The sequence below is a fragment of the Synechococcus sp. A15-44 genome (assembly GCF_014280115.1).
GTDB lineage: Bacteria > Cyanobacteriota > Cyanobacteriia > PCC-6307 > Cyanobiaceae > Parasynechococcus.
In genome coordinates this window covers 2181833-2203930 of the sequence record NZ_CP047938.1, presented here as the reverse complement: position 1 = coordinate 2203930, position 22098 = coordinate 2181833, and the positions used below count along the sequence as shown (strand labels likewise).

Genomic DNA, 22098 nt, shown 5'->3' with positions numbered 1-22098 from the left:
AACCTTGCTGGGCAAAATTATTCGTCCTTTTGGGCCGCGATGCAGCGGCAGAGGGCCAGATCCTCCGGCGTGTCGATTTCTGGCCCCACCTGCTCCAACATCACTGGGCGGGCTGGAGGGCAGAAGCGGCTGCCGCAGCGTCGGAAGGCTGCAACGTTCATGGCGTAGATCGCACCGGTTTCCAGAAAAGCCGGTTCCAGGTCCTGGCGGCGTTGGCGAGGCTGTGCAGGGTCGTGGTTGATGCCCTGTCCATCGGCGCGCCAGAGGAAGCCGTGCCAGGGGCTGACGGCGAAGCTGCTGTTGCAATCGTCTGCTTGCAAGGCGTGCAGCACCGCATCGATCTGCTCCCCGGTGGTAAAGGGGGAGGTGCATTGCAGGAAGACCAGCTCCGTTTCCAGTGGTCCCTGCTGCTCCAGCTGCTCGAGAGCATGCAGCAAGGCCGATTCCGAACTGGCCCTATCGCCGGCGATGGCGGCGGGGCGGCGAATCACGCCAGCCCCTTCATGTTCGGCGGCGGCCGCGATGGCGTCATCGTCGGTGCTCACCACCACCCGGCCCACGGCAATGCTGGCCTGAGCTGCCCGAATGCTGCGGCAGACCAGGGGCACGCCGCCCACCTGTTGCAGGTTTTTTCCCGGGATGCCCTTCGATCCGCCGCGGGCGGGGATCAGGGCCAGCGCGCCACGGGGGACTGCCATCGGTGAGGATTCAGTGCGACCTGTCTTACCCGATGACCAGGCCTGCTGCTCTGCGGCTCGGGGTTCCGGCCCGGGGGATGCTTGCCCACCAAACGCTGCCTGAGCTGATGGCACCGGACCGGTTGGTGCCAGGCCGCCACCGGGATGTGGATGTGCTGCTGGCCTGGGGGCGGCGCCCCAGTGCGCTGCGGGTGGAGCGCCTGGCGCGTCAGTGGGATCTACCGGTGTGGCATCTCGAGGACGGTCTGCTGCGCTCGGTGGCCAAGGGGCGGAAGCATCCCCCTCTGGCTCTGTTGGTGGATGTGTTGGGGGTGCATTTCGATGCCACGGCCCCCAGCCGGATGGAGCAGTTGATTGCGGCGCCGATCAATGCGGCTGAGGTTGACCGCGCTCGCGCTCTCCAGAGGCTGTGGCGTGAGCAACGGCTCAGCAAGGTGAACCCCCCGGTGGAGGCGGAGGCCCCTCAGGAGCCCTACGTGCTGGTGGTGGATCAATCCGCTGGGGATCGATCCATCACCCTCGGGCTGGCGGATGCCAGCTGTTTTCAGCGGATGCTTCAGGCCGCCCTGGCGGATCATCCCGACTGCACGGTGGTGCTCAAGGTGCATCCGGATGTGATCTCTGGCCGCGCCCGGGGCCATTTCAAGGCTCAGGATCTGGCCCATCCCCGCGTCCGCCTGAGTGCGGATGGTGGCCATCCGGCACGGCTGCTCGAGCAAGCCCGGGCGGTGTATGTGGTCACCTCCCAGATGGGGTTTGAAGCCTTGCTCTGGGGTCGCCCGGTCCACTGCTTCGGTATGCCGTTTTATGGCGGCTGGGGGCTGACCCACGACCAATGCGAGGCCCCAGTCCGGCGGCGCCAGGGCGCCAGCCTGGAGGCTCTGGTGCATGCCGCTCTGGTGGGGGCTTGCCGCTGCATCGACCCGCATCGGCACCAGCCCTGCAGCATCGAAACCTTGATGGCCGCGATCGGCTTGCAGCGGCGCCTGCAGGCGCAACAGCCGCCGCGGTGTGTGGCCTTCGGTTTCACCCCCTGGAAACAGCGCAATCTGCGTCGCTTCCTGGCGGGCAGTCAGCTGCGCTTTCGCGCTCCCTGGCGGCGGATTCCGCAGGGCGTTGATGCCGTGGTGGTCTGGGGGCGGCGCGCCCGACCCAAGCTGCTCGACGCGGCGGCGCGGCGGCAGTTGCCGGTGCTGCAGGTGGAGGACGGTTTCCTGCGCTCGGTTGGCCTCGGGGCTGATCTGGTGGATCCGGTGTCTTGGGTGGTGGATCACCAAGGGGTGTACTACGACGCCACCCGACCCAGTGATCTGGAAACACGCTTGGCAACGGGGCAGTGGACCCCGGCCCAACGCCAGCGGGCCGCGGCGTTGCGTCAGCGGTTGGTGGAGGAGGCGATCACCAAATACAACCTCCAGGCGGCGCCTTGGACGCGCCCTGTCGGCCAGCGACGGGTGGTGCTGGTGATCGGTCAGGTGGAAAGCGATGCTTCGATCCGCTATGGCGCCCCGGGGCTGCGCAGCAACCGCGCCTTGCTCGCCGCGGTGCGGGCGGCGGAGCCGGAGGCTTATCTCGTGTACAAGCCGCATCCCGATGTGGTGGCCGGTCTTTGCCGTGCCGGTGCCGGTGAGGACGATGCCGCTGAGCTCTGCGATGCGGTGCTGCCGCAGGGGTCGATCCAGCAGCTGTTCACCCAGATCGATGCTCTCCACGTGCTCACCTCACTGGCGGGGTTTGAGGCGTTGCTGCGCGGCCTGGAGGTCCACTGCTGGGGGCTTCCGTTCTATGCCGGCTGGGGACTCACCCAGGACCGCGAACGTTGCGACCGCCGGCAGCGGAAGCTCGCGCTGGACGAGCTGGTGCATGCCGCTTTGATCGACTATCCCCGCTATGTCAGCCGCGATAGCGGCTGGTTCATCACGCCAGAGCAGGCCATCGACGATCTGGTGGCCTGGCGGTCGGCCCCACCGCAGCGCCGCACGCTCGTGCAGGCTTTGTTCCGCCACTGGGGCCGGCTGCGGCGCCGTTGAGGCGTGCCAGGATTTTGCTCATTCATGGGCGTGACGCAGTTTGGGTAGGGGACGGGCGCCAGCTCTCGTACAGGTGCGGATCGACGGACCGGTCCTGCTGTTGATGGGTCCGATCGGTCTGTTCTTCGCCCGCTTGTGCCGCTACTTGCAAGGCTGTGGCATTCCGGTCACGAAGGTGGCGTTCCCCCTGCGGGAATTCGGCTTCCCAGGCGATGTCTGCGTGTCCTACAGCAAGGGGATGGATTCTTGGCGCCCCTTCCTGCGTCGGCTGATTGAAGAACGGGGAATTCGCCACATCTTTATGTATGGCGACTTCATCATTCCCCACCGGATTGCCATTGAAGAAGCCCGCGCCCTCGGCGTTGAAGCCTGGGTGTTTGAGCTTGGCTATCTGCGCCCGAACTACGTGACGCTGGAGCGGGATCGGGTCAATGCCCGCTCCAATCTCAACAAGCCAGCAGCCTTCTATCGGGAGCTCCCCCCGTGTGACCAGCTGCCGCAAAACATCGTTCTGGACCCGGGCTGGCGCTGGCGCAAGGCCTGGAAAGCGCCAACCTTCATTCAGCACGCCTTCACCCGCTACCCGATCATCGAAGGGGAGCACAAGCTTCAGCCTTCCCCAGGCTTCCTCTGGTGCCAGGTGCGGGGCACCTGGCGCTATTGGCTCTACCGCTGGCAGGAGCGGGAGGTCAAGCAGCGGTTGCTGGAACATTGCTCCTTCTTCCTGGCGGTGTTGCAGGTCTCCAGCGATTCGCAGATTCAGATGGGGTCGCCTTACCGCGGCATGCACGACTTCATCGAAGACGTGATCCGCTCCTTCGCCGGCCATGCCCACGCCTCCGACCAGCTGGCCTTCAAGCACCATCCCCGGGATCGCGGGTACAACAACTACGCCTCATTGATTCGGCTCCTCGCCAAGCAATACGGCGTCTCGGGCCGCGTGCATTATTTCCACGACGGTCCCCTCAGCCGCTATCTGCGCACGTGCCGTGGGGTGATCACGGTGAACAGCACCGTGGGGCTGCAGGCCTTGTTCCACGCCGTGCCCACCAAGACGATGGGGGACACTTTTTACAACCTGGAGGGATTGACCGATCAGAAGCCGCTCGATGCCTTCTGGTGTGATCCGCAGCCCAGCGATCGGGCCCTGTTCTATCGCTTCTACAACCATCTGGTGCTCAGCACGCAGGTGAACGGCAATTTCGATGGGGATTTTCCTTTCCGCACCACCTTCCCGATCGGTCTGGAGGCCCGTCAGCTTCCCCCCAGTCCCGAGCTGCCGACTCCCACAGCAGGCAGGCTTCGCAACCCCGTGCTGCTGCTGGGGCGGCTGATGGCTCGGCTGGCCTGGGCCGGACTGGGTTTCACCCTCTATGGCCTGCAGCTGCCGGCGATGCTGTTGCGCCGACCGGACTGGGCCGCAGCATTGATGACGATGGCCTCCTCCGTGGCCCTGCGGGCCCTGGGCACGCAGGTGGTGGTGGATGACAGTCAACCCTCGGAGCCTGCTGGGATGCCCCTGGTGCATATCTATAACCATCGCAGTCCTCTGGATGGTCTTGTGACCCAAGGGGTTCTGCGCATGCCGGGGTTGACCACAGCGCAACTGCACCTGCGCTGGGTGCTGCCGGGCTACGCCTCTGCCGCCCGAAACGCCGGCTCGGCGGTGCTCGACCACCGTCAGCCCCAGTCACGCTTCGCCGGAATGATGGGTGCTTCCACCCTGCTGCGGGACCACGGCCAAATCATGATTGCCCCCAACGGTTCCCTGGTGACGCCGATTGAGGAGCGGGTGTCGCCCAGTGCCTGGATGCTGGCCCAGCACTATGGCGGCCGGGTGGTGCCCTGGTACTTCAGCTACGACGGCTTGGAGGGGGCCGTCGGAGCCCACTACAAACCGCTGCAATTGCTGCTGAGTCGTTTGACAGCGCCGTTGGGCACGATTCGCTGCCGCCGTGGGCGGGCCGATGATCTCCAGTTGCCCGATGATCCCCGCGACCGTGAGGGATTCAGCGCTGCTGTTCAGCGGTACTACCGGCAGCAGACAGCACAAGGCTGATGTTGTGACCACCGAAGCCAAAGGCGTTCTTGAGCATCAGTTTTTCGGAGCTTGAGGCAGCCAGCTCGACGGGGCCCTGGCTGGTGACCGCCAGCTCCACTTCAGGGTCAAGGGGATCGGAATTGACGCTGCGGGGCAGCACGCCTTGCCGAAGGGCTTGCACGCCAAGAATCGCCTCCACAGCTCCTGCGGCTCCCAGCAGATGGCCGAGCTGGCCCTTGGGGGCGAAGACGGGGATGTGATCGGCGGCAGCCCCCAGGCTGCGGCGTAGCGCCCTCGCTTCGGCAAGGTCGCCCAGGTTTGTGCCGGTGGCATGGGCTTGAACGGCGCAGAGATCGCCAGGTTCCACCCCAGCTCGTCGCAGGGCATCCTCGATCGCTTGGCTGGCTTGAGTGCCCTGAGGTTCAGGCGCCACGATGTGATGGCCGTCGCTGCTGCTGCCACAGGCCAGTTGCCAACCCAGTGCTGCACCGCTGGGGGTGTCCTCCTCTCGCATCATTGCGACCACGCCCGCCCCCTCGGAGAGCACAAATCCGTCCCGGTTTTTGCTGTAGGGCCGGGAGGCCTGGTCAGGAGCATCATTTCGGGAGGACAGGGCCCGCATGGCGGAGAAGCCCACGAGTCCCAGTCGGTTCACTGGAGCTTCGGTGCCGCCGGCAAGCACGAGATCGGCCCGCCCGTCATTGAGCAGCATCTGGGCCAGCATCATCGCTTCGGCTCCTGATGCACAGGCCGATACAGGGGTGTGCGCGCCGCCATGCAAGCCCAGGTCGATGGCGACCTGCCCCGCTGCTGCATCGGGGATCAGCATCGGAACAGTGAGAGGGTTGACTCGTGTTGGTCCCCCGGCAGTCAGCTGGTTGTGCTGTTCATGCATCGTGTGGAGTCCGCCGATGCCAGTACCCAGCACGATTGCCACGCGGGCTGGATCAATTCCGCTGGTGAACGCGGAAGCCATGGCCCAGGCCTCCCTAGCGGCCAGCAGCCCGAGCTGGGCGCAGCGGTCGGAGCGCCGCTGCAGCAACGGTTCCAGGGATGCGGTCGCTGCCTCGGGCACGCAGCCCGAAATGCGCACCGGAAGGTCTTCGCTCCAGGCTGCCCTCAGGGCTCGGATGCCGGAGCGGCCCGCCAACACGCCATCCCAGGTGGACGCGGCGTCACAGCCGAGTGGGGAGACGGAGCCCCACCCTACGATCGAAACCCGCTTGGAAAGTTGCTGCCGCACTACCACGGTCAGGCGGTTGTGGAACTGGGGGGATCGATGTTGAGTGATTCCAGATGGCGCTGGATGTCACCCACCGTCTTGAACTGCAGCAGCTGCTCTTCTTGGATGCGGATGCCGAAGCAGGTATCGGCCTCGATCAGAATTTCGTAAAACCCGAGGGAGTCGATCCCGATGTCTTCCATCAGGCGGGCGTCTGCGGTGATGACCGCAGGGTCGGCGCCGGAAATGCGATGCAGGATTTCGACAAGGTGTCCCTCCAGCTGATGCTTATCGAGAGTTCCCTCGCTCAACGCCGCCTACCGAGTTATTCCAGTAAAGTACCAGTGTTGACGTGTTTATCCCTCGCCTCGGTACCAGCTGAACCGCTGGTAGACGGGTTGGTGGTCAACCTCGATGAAGAAGCCGAGCCGTTCCTTCGGCAGGTCTGTGAGGACGGCGGCCATCAGGATCTCAGTGATCTGGTTGAAATCCTTCGCCAGAGAGAGGTCGCAGACCTTGGCTTCCATCAGGTTGAAGTATTGGCGCAACAGCACCGGCAGACGGAAGTCCTCGCTGTGCTCCTGGCGGATAGCCATTTCCAGGGCTTGAACGTTGCCGCTTGGGTGGGTGCTGTCGCTGGGCTGGATGTTGTTGATCGGGTGACGCGGTGGCGGCAGCGTTGGGCTCGTTCTGCGGTAGGGAGGCCGCAGTAAGGCACTGAGGAAGGTTGTATTGACTGCTTCGCTGTGTGCGAAATGGTTGTAGGAGACCAGCCCGTGCAGGACGTTGTAACCCGAGTGGGCTGCGATCAGAAGCCCTCCGCGGAACAACGCCATCAGAGAGTGCGGTTGGCGCTGAAAGCGTGGGGCCAGGGCGACTCGACCAATTTCCACATGGTGGTTTTGCCCCGCCAGCATCGCTTTAATTCCTGGATAGACATGCTCCAGATAGGACTGTTGGCTGCTGGGGAGTTGCTCGGCTGAACTGAACTGAGGAATGAATTGCAACCGTGCAGACCCCGCTAGGGCACCGGTGTTCGATTCCAACAGAATCAGATGGTCGTAAGAGGTGTCGCGGCCGTCAAGGTCGCGTGTGTTGCCGGAGCCAGAGAGCTGCTGGCGGTAGGTGGATTCCCTCAGAGTGCCTACAGCATCAGCGACGGTCTCAAATGTTGATCCAGGGATCAGATGCAGCTCTAAACCGTCGAGCTGGAACAGCAGAGTTGTTGCGCGATTGGCTTCGCTCCAACCGGTAGGGAGCAAGACGTCATGCTGCGGTGCTGGTCCGATCTGCGTCATGGGCCATATGCCTGAAATGCATTATGCGGGAAGATTGGCGTCCCTTTGACCGCTGTCTCAGCTCCACCCATGGTTGTGCCCTCAAGGACCGGTCTTTCCGCAGCTGTTGCTGCAGCGGTGATGCTCTCGGCTCCTGTGATGTTGGGCGGTGGTGTGAAGGCTGAAGAGCGGATCAACTGGCTGAAGACCCCGGCGGCGGCCGCGCGTAGGTCTCTGCAATCGCCCCCACCGTTGCCATCCCCGCCCAGCCTGCCGCCCCAGACCTACCGATATCGCTTAGCTCCCGGGGATCGGTTGGTCACTTCGGTGTTCAAGATCGACGGTTATGAGGCGCAAGTGCAGGTGTTGAGTGACGGCACCATTAATCTCCCGCGACTTGGCACAGTTGATGTGTGGGGGTTGACCTTGGAGGAAGCCCGGCAGCGCATCACCGATGGCTACAGCCAATTTCTGAGGCGCCCCCTGGTTTATCTCGACCTTGTTGAACAGCGTCCAGTTCGGATCACGGTTACAGGTCAGGTTTTGCGTCCCGGCGTCTTCACACTTCCTGTCAACGGTTCAGGTTCCGCGGGGGGCTCTGGAACTCTCACTGGAGTCGGCTCCGATGGTGGCGGTTGGCCGACCATGATCGACGTGATTCAGAAAGCTGGTGGGATTTCTGCTTCAGGTGATTTGGCCCGTCTGGAACTACTGAGGCCGTCTCCTTCGCCAGGAGGACCAACCCAGAGCTTCGTTTTCGACTACCTCAATGTGCTGAAAAACGGAGGATTTGCTCCCAATCCATTGATCTACGACGGCGACAGCATCCGGGTACACAAAGCAACGACACCGATCAACGTTGACTTACTAACGACGGCTGCTTCTAACTTCGCTCCCTCTGCGATCAATGTTCAGGTTGTTGGTGAGGTCCTTTCGCCTGGGGTGGTCCAGGTTGGATCCAATGCCCCTTTGTCACGCGCCATTCTTGCTTCCGGAGGCGTCACCCGTCGGGGAAGCTCAAAGCGGGTGGACTTGATCCGAATGGATGGTCAGGGTCGTACAACCGTGAAACAGTTGCGCTACGACCCCAACGCTGTACTGAGCAGTGTGAATAACCCGCCGCTACGCAACGGTGATGTTGTGGTGGTGGATCGCAACAACTTCACGAAGGTCACCGACACCATGGCTGATGCCATGTTGCCGCTCGAACCGATTGTTGATGCGGCTTCTGTCTTCCGGCTTCTGGGGATGCCGACAGGAGTCGGTTCATCTTCCCGTAATCGTTAGTTAGATCCCCAGCCGCTCCCAGATCACGCCCAGGTTCTCCTGGTGCAGTGCCGTGCTGAAGCAGTCGGCCAGCTCCGCTGCGCTGAGGCGGCTGGTCACATCACCATCCGCTTCCAGGTTGGCGCGGAAGTCGCCGCCGGCCGTGTTCCAGGCGGTGTGGGCGTTGCGCTGGACGACCCGGTACGCCTCCTCTCGGCTCATGCCGGTGCCCACAAGGGCGAGAAGCACCCGCTGGCTGAACACCACACCGCCATACACATTCATGTTGCGTCGCATGTTGTCTGGGTAGATCCCAAGCCCCTTCACCACGCTGGTCATCTCCCGCAGCATGAAGTGCAGGGTGACGGAGCAGTCGGGCAGCATCATTCGCTCCGTGGAGCTGTGGCTGATGTCGCGCTCGTGCCAGAGGGCCACATTCTCAAGAGCAGCAATGGTGTAGCTGCGCAGCACCCGGGCCAGACCGCTGATCCGTTCGCTGCGAATCGGGTTGCGTTTGTGGGGCATGGCGGAGCTGCCCTTCTGACCCTTGGCGAAGTTCTCCTCCACTTCCAGTACATCGGTGCGTTGGAGGTTGCGAATCTCGGTGGAGAAGCGCTCCAGGGAGGCTCCCACCAGGGCGAGGGTCTGGACGTAGTCGGCATGGCGATCGCGGGAGATCACCTGGGTGCTGGCGGTGTCGGGAGTCAGCCCGAGGATCTCGCAGGTGATGGCTTCCACCTGGGGATCGGTGTTGGCATAGGTGCCCATGGCACCGCTCACCTGGCCCACAGCCACATCCTGCTCCAGCCGTTCCAACCGGATGCGGTTGCGCTCGGTTTCCGCCAGCCAGCCGGCCACCTTGAACCCGAAGGTGATCGGTTCGCCGTGGATGGCGTGAGAGCGGCCGATCATCTCGGTGCCCTTGTGGGCTCTGGCCAGTGCGCGCAGGGCGTTGGCCAGGGCATCCAGTTCTGTGCGCAACAGGGCCACGGAACGTTTCAGCTGCAGGGCCACGCCCGTGTCCAGCACGTCGCTGCTGGTCATGCCCACATGGATGTGACGCCCGGCATCACCGACGTGCTCGTTCACGTTGGTGAGGAAGGCGATCACGTCGTGGCGAACCTCAGCTTCAATTTCGAGGATGCGCTCCACCTCGAAGCTGGCCTTGGCCTTGATGGTATCGAGGGCGTCCTGGGGCACCCGGCCGAGGCGACAGTTGGCTTCTGTGGCGGCGATTTCCACATCAAGCCAGCTCTGGAATTTCGCCTGCTCACTCCAGACGGCTCCCATCTCAGGAAGGGTGTAACGCTCAATCACCGGCGCGCTCGGTTGAACAACCCAACAAATCTATGCTGCGACGTACAAGCCAAAAAAAAGCTCCTCAGAAGAGGAGCTTGGTTGCAATAGGTAAGTGGATCAGGCGAGCTTGATTGTGATACCCGGGATATCAACACCATTCTTAATTTGTTTATATGTAAAGGTGTCATTGCCTACTGTAAGTTTATCTTGCTTGTCGAAGTTCTTAATGACTACAGAGCCACTTTGTGACTTCAGGTTCTTGCCGAAGGTGACAACGTCCTTGCCGCCTGGGGTCACATTAACGATCGTCTTGCCCTTGAAGGTAGTGCGTTTGCCGAACGTGATTGAGTCGCCACCCTTGCCGAGGACGATTGTGGCATTGTTGACAATTGACTTATTGCCAAATTTGACAGAATCGCCCCTTTTGCCGCCAGTAATCTTGCTATTGGCAAATGCACCAGTGTTGGACTTGATGTTGCCAGCACCCTTGCCGGAAATCTTGATATTGCTCTTGTTAAAAGCGTTGTTTTGAAAAACGAGTTTAGGGGTATTTTCCTTGGTGGATTTCAGGACAACCGAAGACTCGGCGACACCTTTGCCTACAAAAGCCGCATCTCCAGTAACTGTTGTCTCCAAGTCTGTAACGTACTTGAGAGCGACAATCTCAGTGCCAACATCTAATTCTGCGACTTCAATCTTTTCTTTGGCGACCTTTGGAAAGACAACCTCGAGGTCGCCGGTCGTTATGGTAGGCATTTTGACGAAGGAAATATTGACTTGATCGTACTAGTGGCTCTTGGGAATTGCTAACGGCGGTGGTCGGTTTGGTGGTTTGTCACCCCGGTCTTGCGATTGGCCACAATCGTTTTAAGGGTGTTTTCGCAGGTGATGACTGCTTTCTCCGGGGTTTTGAGGTGCCGGCGTGAGTTGTCAGTGGATGCTGACGACGGACTGAGGTTGCTCAATCTTGCCAATGCCTGTCGACTCGACGATCAACTGACGGAGGCGTTGTGCTGGGCGCAGTGGTCGGTGCGCCCGAATAGTTGGCCCGACGGGGTGGTGGATGCCCGAGCGGCACAAGGTTTGGCCAATGTGCTCTTGGATTTGGGTCGTTTCGAGGCAGCGGAGACCTGGTTCAGCAGAGCCGATCCTGCCTTCTGCCTGGCTGAGGTGCAGTGGAATCGCAGTCGCATCGCCCTCGCGCGGGGGGACCTGCTACGCGCTTGGCAGTTAGCGGAAGGACGTTGGCTGTCGATGCCAGATCATCGAGGTTGTCCAGCGCCACCCTTCTGGCAGGGCTGGCAGGAATGCGAGGCGGTGATCGTCTGGGATGAGCAGGGGTTCGGTGACACGTTGCAGGCCCTGCGCTGGCTGCCGCTGTTGTGCCAACAGCATTCGGGACGGGTAGAGCTACTGGTGCGCCAGCCCTTGCTGCGTCTGATTCAGCAGGGAATGGCATGGCTCGGCGCAGGATTGCAAGTCGTTCCCTGGTCGCCGCAGGAGGCCCCCCATCCTCTTCTTGGTTGCCATGGATCGATATTGAGCCTGCCGCTTCTGATGCAGTGCAGGTGTTGGGCAGACGGTGCCGTACTGAGGCTGCCGCCGCCTGCCAGGCGTGAAAACGCTGCGCTGCGAATTGGCTTGGTCTGGGAAGCGGGCCGTTATCTCGACGAGCCCGGTCAGGCTCTGGAGTACCGCCGTAAGTCGTTGCCCCCCCTTGTTCAGCAGGAGCTATGTCGGCAGCTGCGGGCTCGGAGCCTTGAGGTTGTCTTGCTGGAGCCAGGCTCGCACCTCCCTGCTTCCGCCGACTTCCTTGAGCAGGCGCAGTGGATTCAGCGCTGTGATCTTTTGCTCAGTGTGGATACGGCTGCGGCTCATCTGGGCGGTTCCATGGGGCACCCCACCTGGTTGCTTCTCCCTTGGGCATGTGCCTGTCGCTGGGGCCGCTCGTCCGTTTCGACACCCCTCTATGCCTCGATGCGCTTGTTTCGGCAGCCGCGCCATGGTGATTGGCAGGGGCTGCTGGCGAAGTTGTTAGACGCTTTGGATCAGTGGTTGCTGGAGCGTTCCGCTGCTGTGAGCTCCTCAAACAGGGCCTGATATCTCGGAAGAGTGTGGCGGAGGTTGAAGTGTTGCTCCACCGTGCGGCGCGCGGCTTGCCCCAGGGCACGGCGTTTGTTGGGCTCCTTGAGCATGCGGATTATGGCCTCGGCCAGTTGGTGATGGTCGTTGAACGGAACCAGCACACCGTTGGCCCCATCGCGGATCGATGCTGAGATCGGGCTGCCCGGATTGCTGATCAGGGGCGCTGCACAGGCCATCGCTTCCAACACACTCCAGGACAGGGTGTAGGGGTAACTCAGGGCGAGATGGCAGGCACTGCACTGCAGCACGGTAAGCATCTCCTCATGCTCTAGCCACCCCACAACGTGGATGCGGCTGCGATTGACTTCCGCCGGTAAGGCCAAGAACGCATCGTTCAGGTGGCTGTCGCTCCTCGGTTCCTCCAGGCCGTAGCCGCCGTCGTCCCCTCCTACGAGCAGCAGGTTCGCGTCGGGAACGGCTGCGCTCACGGCTGGCCAGGCCCACAGCACCTGGCGTAGCCCCCGCAGGGGTTCCAGCTCTCGGGACACCAGGGTGACGAGGGGGTCTCCAGCTCGAATGGGTCGCCCATTCAGTAGGAGTTGGGCGGCTGGATTGGGGCTGATGGCCTCAAGGTCGACCCCTTCTGGCAGCACCCTGAGTTGCTGTTGCAGGTCTGGCGGGAAGCTGTCCCGCTGGCTCGGGCTCGCCACCATGGACACGCTCGCTGTCTCAATCCCTTGGCGTGCCAAGTTGTTTTGTTCAATGAACAGCTCGGGATCGGGCCAATCGCCTCCGATTGACTGGTCAAAGCCATAGCCCAAGGCAAGGGGGGAGCCCCAGAGTTCGGGGAAGGTAATCAGTGGCCGGTCCGGCCAGATGGTGTTCAGGCCAAGGGCTTCTCCCCAGGCTGTGTGCACGAGCACCAAATCAGGTGCCTGATCCCTGGCCAAGAGATGGCGGCAGATTTCAGCCACTGCCGCACCCCGTTGTTCCGCCGAGGGGGCGTCGTCATTCTTGAGGTGATATCGCAGATAACGCAGCCCTTCCCAGGCTTTCCCCTCTGGAACATCGCCGCAGGATCCAAGGGCTGTGATCTGGTGCCCCGCAGCGAGCCAAGCGGGGGCTAAATCTCTGAACTGACCGGGAAAATTCTGGTGGATCAGAAGCAGATGCATCCCTTTGCCTTTGGTGCAATCCGCCAACACTCGTAACTTAGGGCCCACGTTGATGTGGTCCATGGGTATGCGCCGCTGGATGTTGCAACGCCTGGCTGGACTGGGCTCAGGATCGAACCGCTTTGAGCTGCTCCACAACCAGGGTGAGGAGTTGGTGTTGCCCCAGTGGGCCGAGCTGGACCTTCAGCTCTCGGAACGCCCCTGGTCTGTATCGCGGATGTCGGTGCTGCTGCAGGAAGCTGCATTGCAGCCCTCGGTGGTGACGCTGCAGGCGGCGCGTCAAGTGCGGCATCGCCTCTCAACCTTCTGGCTGGAGGCCCCCACCGATCATCTGGAAGACCTGTACCAAGGGCCGCTGGGGTCGTTGCAGCAGGAGCTGATGCAGGGGCCTCTGATGAGGCAGGTCTTGGCGCGGGATGAGCGGCAGTGGCTGGACCAGCTCACGGCCGCACTCTCGCAACCGGATCAGAAACCAAGGCAAGCGAATCTGCTCGTGGCCTGGATGCCCTACGCCAGCGCGATCGGGCTGACAGTGGTGGATCCCAGCCATGCCCTGCCGCAGTGGTTGCTGTCGGATTACGTACGTTTCTGTGAACCCGGGCTGGAGGAGGAGCTGAACCGCCCTATGGCGCTGCTGGAACCGGCTGATCCGCCGCAGGTTGAGGAGATAACGCCCTTGAGCAACCGTCGGGGAGAGGAGGCGATGGCCTGGTTTAAAGACGAAGCAGCCCTGTCCCGTGTGGTGGCGCTGATCAATCAGTACGGGCTGAATCCTGCCGATCAGGATGTGCTTGAGGAACTCAGCGGGCTGCGCAGTGTGGTCGCTCAGCTCTGGTTGGATGTGGAACCCGAGCAACTCAAAACTCTGTTCGACACACCGGTGGGGCTGGTCACCCAGAGCTTGATCAGCAGCGGCTTCGGCCAGGAGCTGGTGGATGACGACGACGAACGGGCCCGCCGGGAGTTGCCCGGGTTGATGCCGGACCTTTCTGATCCCCAGGCCCAGGCGGTGCTGCTGGCGTTGATGCTCTTCTACCCAAGCGGTGCGGTGACGGTGGAGGACCCCTCCGTGCTGCCGGAGTGGCTGGGGGTTGTGGTTGAGAGCCTGCAGTCAGCGGCTGGGTAGGGGTCCGGGAACCTCGCCGGCCAGCAGCTGCATCACCCGGCTGTCGAGCCAGGCCTCGAACAACTCTTCGCGCAGCTCCTCGCGGGTGGCGCCATCCAGCCTGGCGCGCTGCCAGTCGTCCAGGCGAAGAATCAGCCACACGTCTTCGAGGAAGAACGGCGCGAGCAGTTCCCCCGGGCGACTGGTCCGCAGCTTGTGCACCACCGTGTCGTGGGCCTGGTTCAGCGCCACCGGCCCCACGCATCCGCCCCGTTCGCGCTCGGATCCGAGGGAGTAGTGCTGGGCGAGGCCGGCAAAATCCGCTTCGCCATCCAGCAGACGCTGGTGCAGCTCAAAGGCGAGATCGCCGTCCTCAACGCGGATGAGGGAATAACTGATCTGATCGCGCTCCAGTTTCTGGTCGAGAAAGCGCACCTCCACTTCGGAGTCGAACATCTGCTGTTGAAAGCGTTCGAGCCGTTCGCTGCGGGTGGCGAAGTAGAGCAGGTCCTCGGCGGTCCACCCCTTGCTCTGAAGGTAGGACTCCTGTTCCGCTGCGGTGCTGATCTCCAGCTCCTGCAGGTAGTCCTCCACCTCTTGCTCCTCAACCGCCACGGGAAGCGGCACCGCCCGGCAGATTTCGTCGTACACCGCCGCTTGGGCAATGGCCAGGCACAGCCCCTGCTGCCGGGCGATGCGGTTCAAGGTGATGGCATCACAGAAGGGAACGCCGGGATGCAGTTCGATTTCAGCCATGGAATTCCCTCCACACCAGCCGGTACACCAGCCATCCCAGGGGCGGCACCAAGACCAAAGGCAGCAGCGCCGCCGCAGTGATCATCGGTTCCCCGAACAGCCAGGGCAGGCACCAGCTCAGGCTGTAGACCCCAAGAATCAGACCAATGCGCTGCCGGCGGCCCTGCAGCCAGCTCCAACAGCGCCGGCTGTGCAGCCGGAGACGGTCCCGGCGCCGCTGGCGCTGCTGCGGCAGGTACCGCCAGAAGGGATGGGGATCGGCAGCTGCCATCAACGCAGACGCTCCAGGCTGCGGCGCTTGTCGTCAAACAGACCGGTGATGGCAGAGATGAAGCGGCGATCTCGCAGGTGCAGGCTGGCAGTGAGGCTCATGCCCGCCTGTAGGGGGAGCGACCGCCGTCCCACCTGCAGGGTTTGGCTGCTGAGTTTCAGGACGGCGGGAAAGTGCAGGCCCTGGGCGTCCAGCCCCAGCTCACGACGTTGTTGTTCTGGCGTGAGTGCATCGGATCCGATCCGCTGCACCGTGGCGGGCAGATCGCTGAAATCCCCGGCCGGAAATGCAATGAGCGAGATATCAGCGCGTTGGCCGATCTGGACGAAGCCGATGGCGCTGTTGGGGAGATACACCTTGGCCTGAAGGGGATCTGTGGGGACGATCCGCAGCAGGGGACGGTTGCTGTCTCCCCGTTGCACCACGCTGCCGGGACGGACCTGAAGGTCGAAGACCACACCATCGGTGCTGGCTGTGAGGCTGCTGCTCTCGAGCAGCAGTTCGGCTTCGCTGATTTGGCGGCGGAGCACCTGCATTTGTTGCCTCAGCCGTTCGTTCTCCTTGCGCAGGCTGACGTTTCGGCTGGCGATGCCCGCCGCTTGATTGGCGGACAGGCGCTGTTCGTCGCGGCGCTCGGCCTCCAGGTCGGACTGCAGTTGGGCCAGCCTCTCGCGGGCCGAGAGCACCTGCAGTTCACTGCTGGCGCCAGCTTGCAGCAGCTGCTGGTACCGCTCCGCCACCGTTTCGGCGGTGGCGATGGAGCGTTCCAGTCCCTGGATCCGCACCTGGCTGCGGGCCAGGGAGGCGGCTTCGCTGCTCTGGCGTCCTCGTTGTTCCTGCTCCTGATTGCGGTAGAGCTCGCGTTCTTCAGGGGTTAAAGCGTTTTGGAGCCCCTCCCCCAGCAGCACTTGGTTCACCTTGAACTGGCGTTCCAGGCTGGCGAGGCTGATCCGCCCTGCATCCCGTTGGGCGGTGGCCTTCTGGGTGTCGAAATGGAGCAGCACGGTGCCGGCTTGCACCTGCTGCCCCTCCTTCACCGTCACCTGGTCCACCACCCCGGCTACCGGCGCAGTAACGGCCTGGGCGGGCCGCAGCGGCTGCAACTTGCCCTGCACCATCACGGTCTCCGGCAAGGGCGCCCAAAAGGCCCAGAGTGTTGTCAACCCGGTGGCCCCCACAAGCGTCCACACCAGCACCGAGGAAGCGTGGCGGGTCTTGTTCAGCAGCACCGGCTGATTGAAACTCCATGGTTCCATCAGCTCAGACCCTCCTGGGCCTGGCTTTGGTAGAGGGCGTAGTACCAGCCCTGTCGATCCAGCAGGCTGGCGTGGTCGCCGATCTCCATCACGGCGCCCTGATCCATTACCACAATCATGTCGGCAGGACGGACGGTCGAGAGGCGGTGGGTGATGAAGAACACCGTGCGGCCGCGGAAGGCCTCGAACAGATTGCGGCAGACCTGCCGTTCGGTGCGGGCGTCAAGGGCGCTGGTGGCTTCATCGAGGATCAGCATGCTGGGGTTCTGCAGCACCGCCCGAGCCAGGGCCATGCGTTGTCGCTGCCCACCGGACAGACCAGCCCCCCGTTCGCCGACCGAGCTGTTGTAGCCCTCCGTCAACTCCATGATGAAGTCGTGAGCGCAGGCGATTCGGGCGGCCCTCATGAGCTCCTCGCTGGTGGCATCCGGTTTCACCATCAGCAGGTTTTCCTTGATCGTCCCGTCGAACAGAAGGGAATCCTGCGGAACCACGCCGATCTGCCGCCGCAAGGAGTACAGCTCCACCTTGCTCACATCGAGCCCATCGATCTGGATCTGGCCCGATTCCGGGCTGTAAAAGCGTGGCAGCAGCTTCAGCAGGGTGGATTTGCCTGAGCCGGAACCGCCCACCATGCCCACGAAGGTGCCCTGGGGCACATCGAGGCTCACGTTATGGAGGATGGCGGGCCCATCGTCCGTGTAGCGGAAGTCGACGTTGCGAATGGTCACGGCTCCCTGCAGGGGTGGCATGGGGATGTTGCGAGCACCGCTCTCGCTCTGTTCGGTGGGCCGGTCCACCACATCAGCTGCCAATTTGAGGTTGCGGGACTGGATCTTGAACTGCTGCCAGGTCTGCACCAGCTGCACCAGCGGTCCGGTGACGCGGTCGCCGATGATCCGAAAGGCGAACAGGGCTCCGATCGAGAGTTCGTTGCGGGAGACCAGCCAGATCCCCACCACCATCGTGGCGATGCCGGAGAGGTCACCGATGCATTTGGCGAGGGCTCCCACGGTTTCACCGCTCACCTTGAGTTTGAAGTCTTCGCCGATGAAGCGGCTGTAGCGGTCCTGGAAGGCCCAGCGGGTTTTCAGCTCCGCGTTCTGGGATTTGATCGTCTGGATTCCGGTGATCGCCTCGGTGAGGTAGCTGTTGGTGTTGACGCCCTCGTGCACCACCCGATCGATCTGATGTTCCACGACAGGGTTGGCGATCAAGGCCAGCACGATGAAGAGCGGCAGGCTGCTGAGGGTGATCAGGGTGAGCAGCGGGTTGAGGCTGAGCAGCACTGCCAGATACAGCAGGCTGAAGCTGAAATCCACCAGGGTGGTGAGTGCCTTGCTGATCAGGAAGTCCCTGAGCCGATCCAGTTGGGTGAAGTAGTACGTGATCTGGCCCACGGGCCTTGCGTCAAAGAAACCTTGTGGCAGACGCACCAGGCGGTCGAGGATGGTTTCGCGGGTGTCCATGTCCACCCGGTTGGCGATGCCGGTAAAGATCAGGCTACGCACGGCCGTGATCAGGGCCTGGACGACGCCTGCCAGCACAAGAATCACTCCGATGCTGATCACGGCATCGAGAGAGTCGCTGCCGGAGGTTTGGGCGTTGATCAGACGCATCACCCCCAGGGGGGTGACCAAGGCAAGAACATTGACCGCGGCAGAGCTGGCCAGCACTTCGATCAACTCGCGCTGATGGGGGCGCAGGTAGGGGGCATACCAGCCCCAGCTGAAGCGCTGTTGCTTGCCCCCCGGCCGCCGGCGCAGCAGCAGCAGCCTCAGGGTTGCGTCACCCTCGGCGATGGCGGACGCCGGCACCCGCAGCGGCCCCAGTTCCGGGTCCAGCAGCCGCAGCTGGCCGTCGGGATCCACGCCATCCACGAGGGCCAGGCAACCCTCGTGTTCAATCACCGCTGGGGTCGGAACCCGTTCCAGCTGCGCGATTGGGATGTCGGAGAGGGTGACCGATAAATCAAGGCTGCTGAGTAGCTGCCCCATATTCACCAGATTGAGGCGTTGCTGCTGCTGCAGGAAGGAGCTGATCTGATCGCGCAGATCGTCGTGGTCCAGGGGCACCTGCAGATAGCTGGCGACGGCGTCGCACAGCGCCAGCGGGATGGCCTCGGGGCCACTGGCCCGGTTGAGCCGAAGCACTGCAGTGTTCTCTGGCTTCGGCCCCTCCTTCGGGGCTGGCGTCAGTTGCTCCAGTTCCAGCTTCAGCCGCTGTTCTGCAGGGTCGGGCAGCCAGAGCAAGCGCTGTTGCAGGGGTGGCGTTGGCGGTTGCTCCGGCCAGCAGCGCCCATCCGGCCAGTGCCATTGGCCGCCGGGCCTCGGATCCGGTGCGCTGTCGATCGACCAACGGCAGCTGTCGATCAGGCTCGACCAGTGATCCAGCTGGCGACTGCGGGAGGGATTGGCGTGGGCCAGATGCAAGAGCAGATGCACCAGTTCGGTCCGGGGCGTCTGGGCAGCGCACCAGTTGCGCAGGGCTGCACTGCAGCTCCAGAGCTGGTGAAACCGATCGGCGGAGAGCTCGAACAGGTCGGTGGGTTCGGCGGCGCGGAGGTGTTCGATCGCCCGTCCGTGCGCCACCCCCAGCCACCCCACCAGGGTGCCGGCACCATGGCGCTCCACCGTGCGCCATTCCTGCCGGGGCGGCAGCTGCATCAAGCTGCGCAGACTGCCCCGTTGCACCCACCAGATGCAGTTGGGCTCTGCCCCGGCATCGAGCAGCACCTCACCGGTGCCGAGGTGTCGCTGCTTCGCTCCCTGAATCAGCAGGAGCTCCAGATCAGCATCAAGAACCGGCTGCTCGAGCATGGTGGACTGCAGTGGCCATAACTTATCCGGTCTGTTTGGGACTCTCCAGCCGTAGGCCTGAATGGATCGGCGCGAGTTGCTGGGCCAGATCGGTCTCCAGGCTGGGGAAGCTGAGCAGCGGTTCCGGGCTGGGGCGATGCTGCCGCCAGTGCTGCAGGGCTTGGATCAGGGCGTCTGGATTCTGTGCCGGAACGGCTGTGCCACAGGGGGCCAGTTGCAGGAGCTGGGCGGCATTGCTGCTGCTGCTGGCGATCAACCAGAGCCCGGCGCTCACCAACTCCCGGGCAAGGCGGAGGTCATCGGCATGGACCTGATCGGCGATCACCAGCAGGTCCTGGTGGGCCAGCAGCGCCTCGAGCTCCTGATCAGTGGCCGGCGCGCACCAGTCCACAACACTGCCCCCCCCAGTGCTGGGGTTGCGGGCGGGGTGTTTTTGGGGAGCCAAGCAGCACGGTGAGCCGCACGGCCGGCGCCTCGTTGCGCTGCAGTGCCTCCTGCAGCGTCAGCAGGCCACTGCTCCAGTGCCCATCGGCCAGGCAGAGCACGTGCGGTTGATCGCGCGGTTGCTGCTGGTGGCGCGATCGCGGCTGCCAAGGCAGAACGAGGGGCGGGTGGACTCTGGCTCCGGCCGCCTCGGCGTACTGGAGCAGTTCGGGGGAGGCGCTCAGGCAGGCCGTCACCGTTTGCAGTAGTGAGTTGGCGGCCAGTGCGGCGTTGCCGTTCAGATGCAGGAGGGTGGGGATCTGAAGGCTGCGGGCCACTGTCGCCACGGTGCTGGCGAGGGGTCCTGCCCCTAGCAGGTGGATCAGGGCCGGCGGGTGGGTCATCAGCCAATCCTTTACCGGTTCGTTGAGGTCGGGGGCCGGTGCGATCCAGCAGTGGCGCGTTGGTCCGATGGCCGTTATCGATTGCTGGTCTGGTGGGCCCAGGACCATCCAATCGACCGCCTGGTGGGGCGGTTGCAGCAGGTTGCGCAGCAGATCCCGTCCCAGCCGATCGGGGGGATCCAGAGGCGCGCCGCTGATCTGTTCACTCACGAGCAGCACCCGTCGGGGTGCACTGGTTTGGGCCTGCAGTAGAGGGGCCCAGAGCGCGGCTGCGTGCTCCTGCCTCAGCTGTTGCCACGCCAGCTGCTGGGCTTGCTGCACCAGCTGCAGCCGTTGGCGCGGATGGCGCAGCAGTTTGTTGATCTGTTCCACCCAGTCCTGCGGCTGGCTGGCAAAGCGGGTGTGCACGCCGTGTTCGAGCAGGTCGGTGCAGCTGCGGATTGGGCTGAGCACCGTCGCTAGGCCCATCAGGCTGCATTCCATCCAGCGGTTGGGGCTCTTGGCATCGGTAAAGGGCCCGGGTTCCAGCACCATCAGGCCGATGTCGGCCTCCGCCAGGCGTTGGAGGTAGGTGCTGAAGTCGCTGTGGCCGCGGCAACGAATGCGTTGACGGAACGGTTCTAGCGGGGCCGCCAAGGGCACGCTGCCCAACAGATCGAGTTGCAGCCGGGGGTGCTGTTGCATCAGCTCCACCAGGGCGGGCACCAACTGCTGGTGCCAGGCCAAAAGGTGGGGGGTGCTGGCGCTGGCTACCACCAGGCGCAGCCGGCCGCTGCGCTGGCGGAGCTGCCGAATCTGGGGCTGGCGCCAGGCGGCCTGCAGGGGCGCTGGAATCAGGTTGGGCCAGAGCTGCACCGGAACAGACGGGATGTCCCTGGCGCGGCGGTAACGCTGCCAGCGTTCGGCAATTTCCGCGGTGCTGAACAACAGCAGATCTGCTGCCGCCAGGGTGGCCTCGAGCTGCGGTTGGGTGGCCTGGAAGCGGCGGTGCTGCTCGGGCGTGATGCTGCCCGCGTAATTGGCCAGCGGTGGTGGTGCGTGCTCGGGGTCGAACAACAGATCATCCAGATCCACCACCACGGGAATCCCCTGACGCCGGGCTTCGGCGATGAGCTCGATCACGGAGGCTTCCGCTTTGAGCCGCTGGATCAGCAGCCCCTCCACGCCCTGCAGCCTTGCGGCCAGGCTGGTGCTGTCGTCAAGCTGCTGGAGCTCCTGGCGTTCCAGTAGCTGGGCCTCGCCGCCGAGCGCTTGCAGCTGCTCCTGTTTTTGTTGCACCCGGTAGAGCCAGCACTGCGGTAAGCCGCGGTCGCCGCAGAGCAGCCAGCGGCGGCGCGGCCCCGGCCATGGGTTGGGGCGTGGTGGCAGCCCCTGCAGCCAGGTCTGCGTGATCTGGCGGTTCAGCTGCTTGGCTTTGGTCTGGAAGAACGGGGCGGGATGGAGCACCGCTCGGGCCGTGAGCGCATCCAGACCCCCATCGCGCAGATCGCGAGCCTTCTGCGTGCCATTCCAGTAGGGCTCGAGCGACAGCCCATTGGCCCAGGGACCCAGCGCCAGCAGCCAGGCCCGGGCCTCGTCGTGCCAGCCAGCAGTGATCAAGCCGGAGGTGATCATTCTCCACTCCTCAATCACATGGGCGGGCATGGCGCTGGTCTGCAACGCTTCTTGCACCGTGGCTGCGGCCTGGTGGTTGGTGGTTGCGACGCGCACCCTTGCGCACCAGTACAGCCCCGCGCACTGGATGTGATCCCTGCAAGGGGTCAGCAGCTCTAGGGCAGCGTTGGGGTTCCCGAGGGCGAGCTTGACGCGGGCCAATGCAGCCCTGGCGTCGACCGCCTCAGGTTGCCTTTGAAGATTTTCAACAAGGGTGGATTCTGCATCCAACCAACGATGCTCTTGGATGAGCTCTTCAGCTGTAGAGACATCCAGCACCACAGATCAGACTTTTCAATAACGAGTAACGATTCACAG

18 protein-coding genes are annotated in these 22098 nt (G+C 63.4%); 5 read left to right on the top strand and 13 right to left on the bottom strand.

Going from position 1 to position 22098, the window contains the following annotated elements:
- Positions 1-17: 17 nt before the first annotated feature.
- Positions 18-698, bottom strand: coding sequence for a cytidylyltransferase domain-containing protein (locus SynA1544_RS12395; protein WP_186513990.1), 681 nt, complete (start codon positions 696-698; stop codon positions 18-20).
- Between the two features lie 32 nt (positions 699-730).
- On the opposite strand from SynA1544_RS12395, the gene SynA1544_RS12390 reads away from it, so the two are divergent.
- A complete protein-coding gene (locus SynA1544_RS12390) occupies positions 731-2728 on the top strand; it encodes a capsular polysaccharide biosynthesis protein (protein WP_186513989.1) in 1998 nt (665 codons plus the stop codon).
- 103 nt (positions 2729-2831) lie between these two features.
- Positions 2832-4787, top strand: a complete 1956-nt coding sequence (locus SynA1544_RS12385) for a 1-acyl-sn-glycerol-3-phosphate acyltransferase (RefSeq protein WP_255477636.1) — start codon at positions 2832-2834, stop codon at positions 4785-4787.
- Here SynA1544_RS12385 and SynA1544_RS12380 read toward each other — a convergent pair.
- From SynA1544_RS12380 to SynA1544_RS12370, 3 genes are read right to left on the bottom strand one after another with little or no spacing between them, the layout of a single operon-like run.
- Positions 4738-6012 carry a beta-ketoacyl-[acyl-carrier-protein] synthase family protein gene (locus SynA1544_RS12380; protein ID WP_186513987.1) on the bottom strand — a complete coding sequence of 425 codons (1275 nt, stop codon included), beginning with the start codon at positions 6010-6012 and terminating at the stop codon, positions 4738-4740. The two genes, SynA1544_RS12385 and SynA1544_RS12380, sit on opposite strands and share 50 nt — an antisense overlap.
- 8 nt (positions 6013-6020) lie before the next feature.
- Positions 6021-6302: an acyl carrier protein gene (locus SynA1544_RS12375; RefSeq protein ID WP_186513986.1), complete on the bottom strand. Its 282-nt coding sequence runs from the start codon at positions 6300-6302 to the stop codon at positions 6021-6023.
- A 45-nt stretch (positions 6303-6347) separates the two neighbouring features.
- Positions 6348-7289, bottom strand: a complete 942-nt coding sequence (locus tag SynA1544_RS12370) for a GNAT family N-acetyltransferase (RefSeq protein ID WP_186513985.1) — start codon at positions 7287-7289, stop codon at positions 6348-6350.
- A 69-nt stretch (positions 7290-7358) separates the two neighbouring features.
- Between SynA1544_RS12370 and SynA1544_RS12365 the strand changes: the two genes are divergently transcribed.
- Positions 7359-8555, top strand: a complete 1197-nt coding sequence (locus tag SynA1544_RS12365; RefSeq protein ID WP_370594070.1) for a polysaccharide biosynthesis/export family protein — start codon at positions 7359-7361, stop codon at positions 8553-8555.
- Here the strand turns inward: SynA1544_RS12365 and purB are convergent, their stop codons facing one another.
- The gene (gene purB, locus SynA1544_RS12360) at positions 8556-9851 is read right to left on the bottom strand and encodes an adenylosuccinate lyase (protein ID WP_186513984.1); all 1296 of its coding nucleotides are present in this window, start codon (positions 9849-9851) and stop codon (positions 8556-8558) included.
- Positions 9852-9950: 99 nt separating this feature from the next.
- Complete coding sequence (locus tag SynA1544_RS12355; protein ID WP_186513983.1) at positions 9951-10589, bottom strand: hypothetical protein; 639 nt, start codon at positions 10587-10589, stop codon at positions 9951-9953.
- Between the two features lie 132 nt (positions 10590-10721).
- Between SynA1544_RS12355 and SynA1544_RS12350 the strand changes: the two genes are divergently transcribed.
- Positions 10722-11933: a hypothetical protein gene (locus SynA1544_RS12350; protein ID WP_186513982.1), complete on the top strand. Its 1212-nt coding sequence runs from the start codon at positions 10722-10724 to the stop codon at positions 11931-11933.
- Here the strand turns inward: SynA1544_RS12350 and SynA1544_RS12345 are convergent.
- A complete protein-coding gene (locus tag SynA1544_RS12345; protein ID WP_186513981.1) occupies positions 11882-13093 on the bottom strand; it encodes a glycosyltransferase in 1212 nt (403 codons plus the stop codon). The two genes, SynA1544_RS12350 and SynA1544_RS12345, sit on opposite strands and share 52 nt — an antisense overlap.
- A gap of 61 nt (positions 13094-13154) precedes the next feature.
- On the opposite strand from SynA1544_RS12345, the gene SynA1544_RS12340 reads away from it, so the two are divergent.
- Positions 13155-14219: a hypothetical protein gene (locus SynA1544_RS12340; RefSeq protein WP_186513980.1), complete on the top strand. Its 1065-nt coding sequence runs from the start codon at positions 13155-13157 to the stop codon at positions 14217-14219.
- Here the strand turns inward: SynA1544_RS12340 and SynA1544_RS12335 are convergent.
- From SynA1544_RS12335 to SynA1544_RS12310, 6 genes are read right to left on the bottom strand one after another with little or no spacing between them, the layout of a single operon-like run.
- Positions 14205-14954 (bottom strand): peptidylprolyl isomerase, encoded by a 750-nt coding sequence (locus SynA1544_RS12335; protein WP_186513979.1) that lies wholly within the window; start codon positions 14952-14954, stop codon positions 14205-14207. The two genes, SynA1544_RS12340 and SynA1544_RS12335, sit on opposite strands and share 15 nt — an antisense overlap.
- Positions 14947-15225, bottom strand: coding sequence for a hypothetical protein (locus SynA1544_RS12330; protein WP_186513978.1), 279 nt, complete (start codon positions 15223-15225; stop codon positions 14947-14949). The genes SynA1544_RS12335 and SynA1544_RS12330 overlap by 8 nt, the downstream gene beginning before the upstream one ends.
- A complete protein-coding gene (locus SynA1544_RS12325; protein ID WP_186513977.1) occupies positions 15225-16481 on the bottom strand; it encodes an HlyD family secretion protein in 1257 nt (418 codons plus the stop codon). The genes SynA1544_RS12330 and SynA1544_RS12325 overlap by 1 nt, the downstream gene beginning before the upstream one ends.
- Complete coding sequence (locus SynA1544_RS12320; RefSeq protein WP_186513976.1) at positions 16481-19300, bottom strand: peptidase domain-containing ABC transporter; 2820 nt, start codon at positions 19298-19300, stop codon at positions 16481-16483. The genes SynA1544_RS12325 and SynA1544_RS12320 overlap by 1 nt, the downstream gene beginning before the upstream one ends.
- Before the next feature lie 22 nt (positions 19301-19322).
- A complete protein-coding gene (locus SynA1544_RS12315) occupies positions 19323-19691 on the bottom strand; it encodes a hypothetical protein (RefSeq protein ID WP_186513975.1) in 369 nt (122 codons plus the stop codon).
- Entirely contained in the window at positions 19666-21942 is a 2277-nt protein-coding gene (locus SynA1544_RS12310; protein WP_186513974.1) for a glycosyltransferase, read from the bottom strand. Before SynA1544_RS12310 ends, SynA1544_RS12315 begins: the two co-directional genes overlap by 26 nt.
- Positions 21943-22098: the final 156 nt, after the last annotated feature.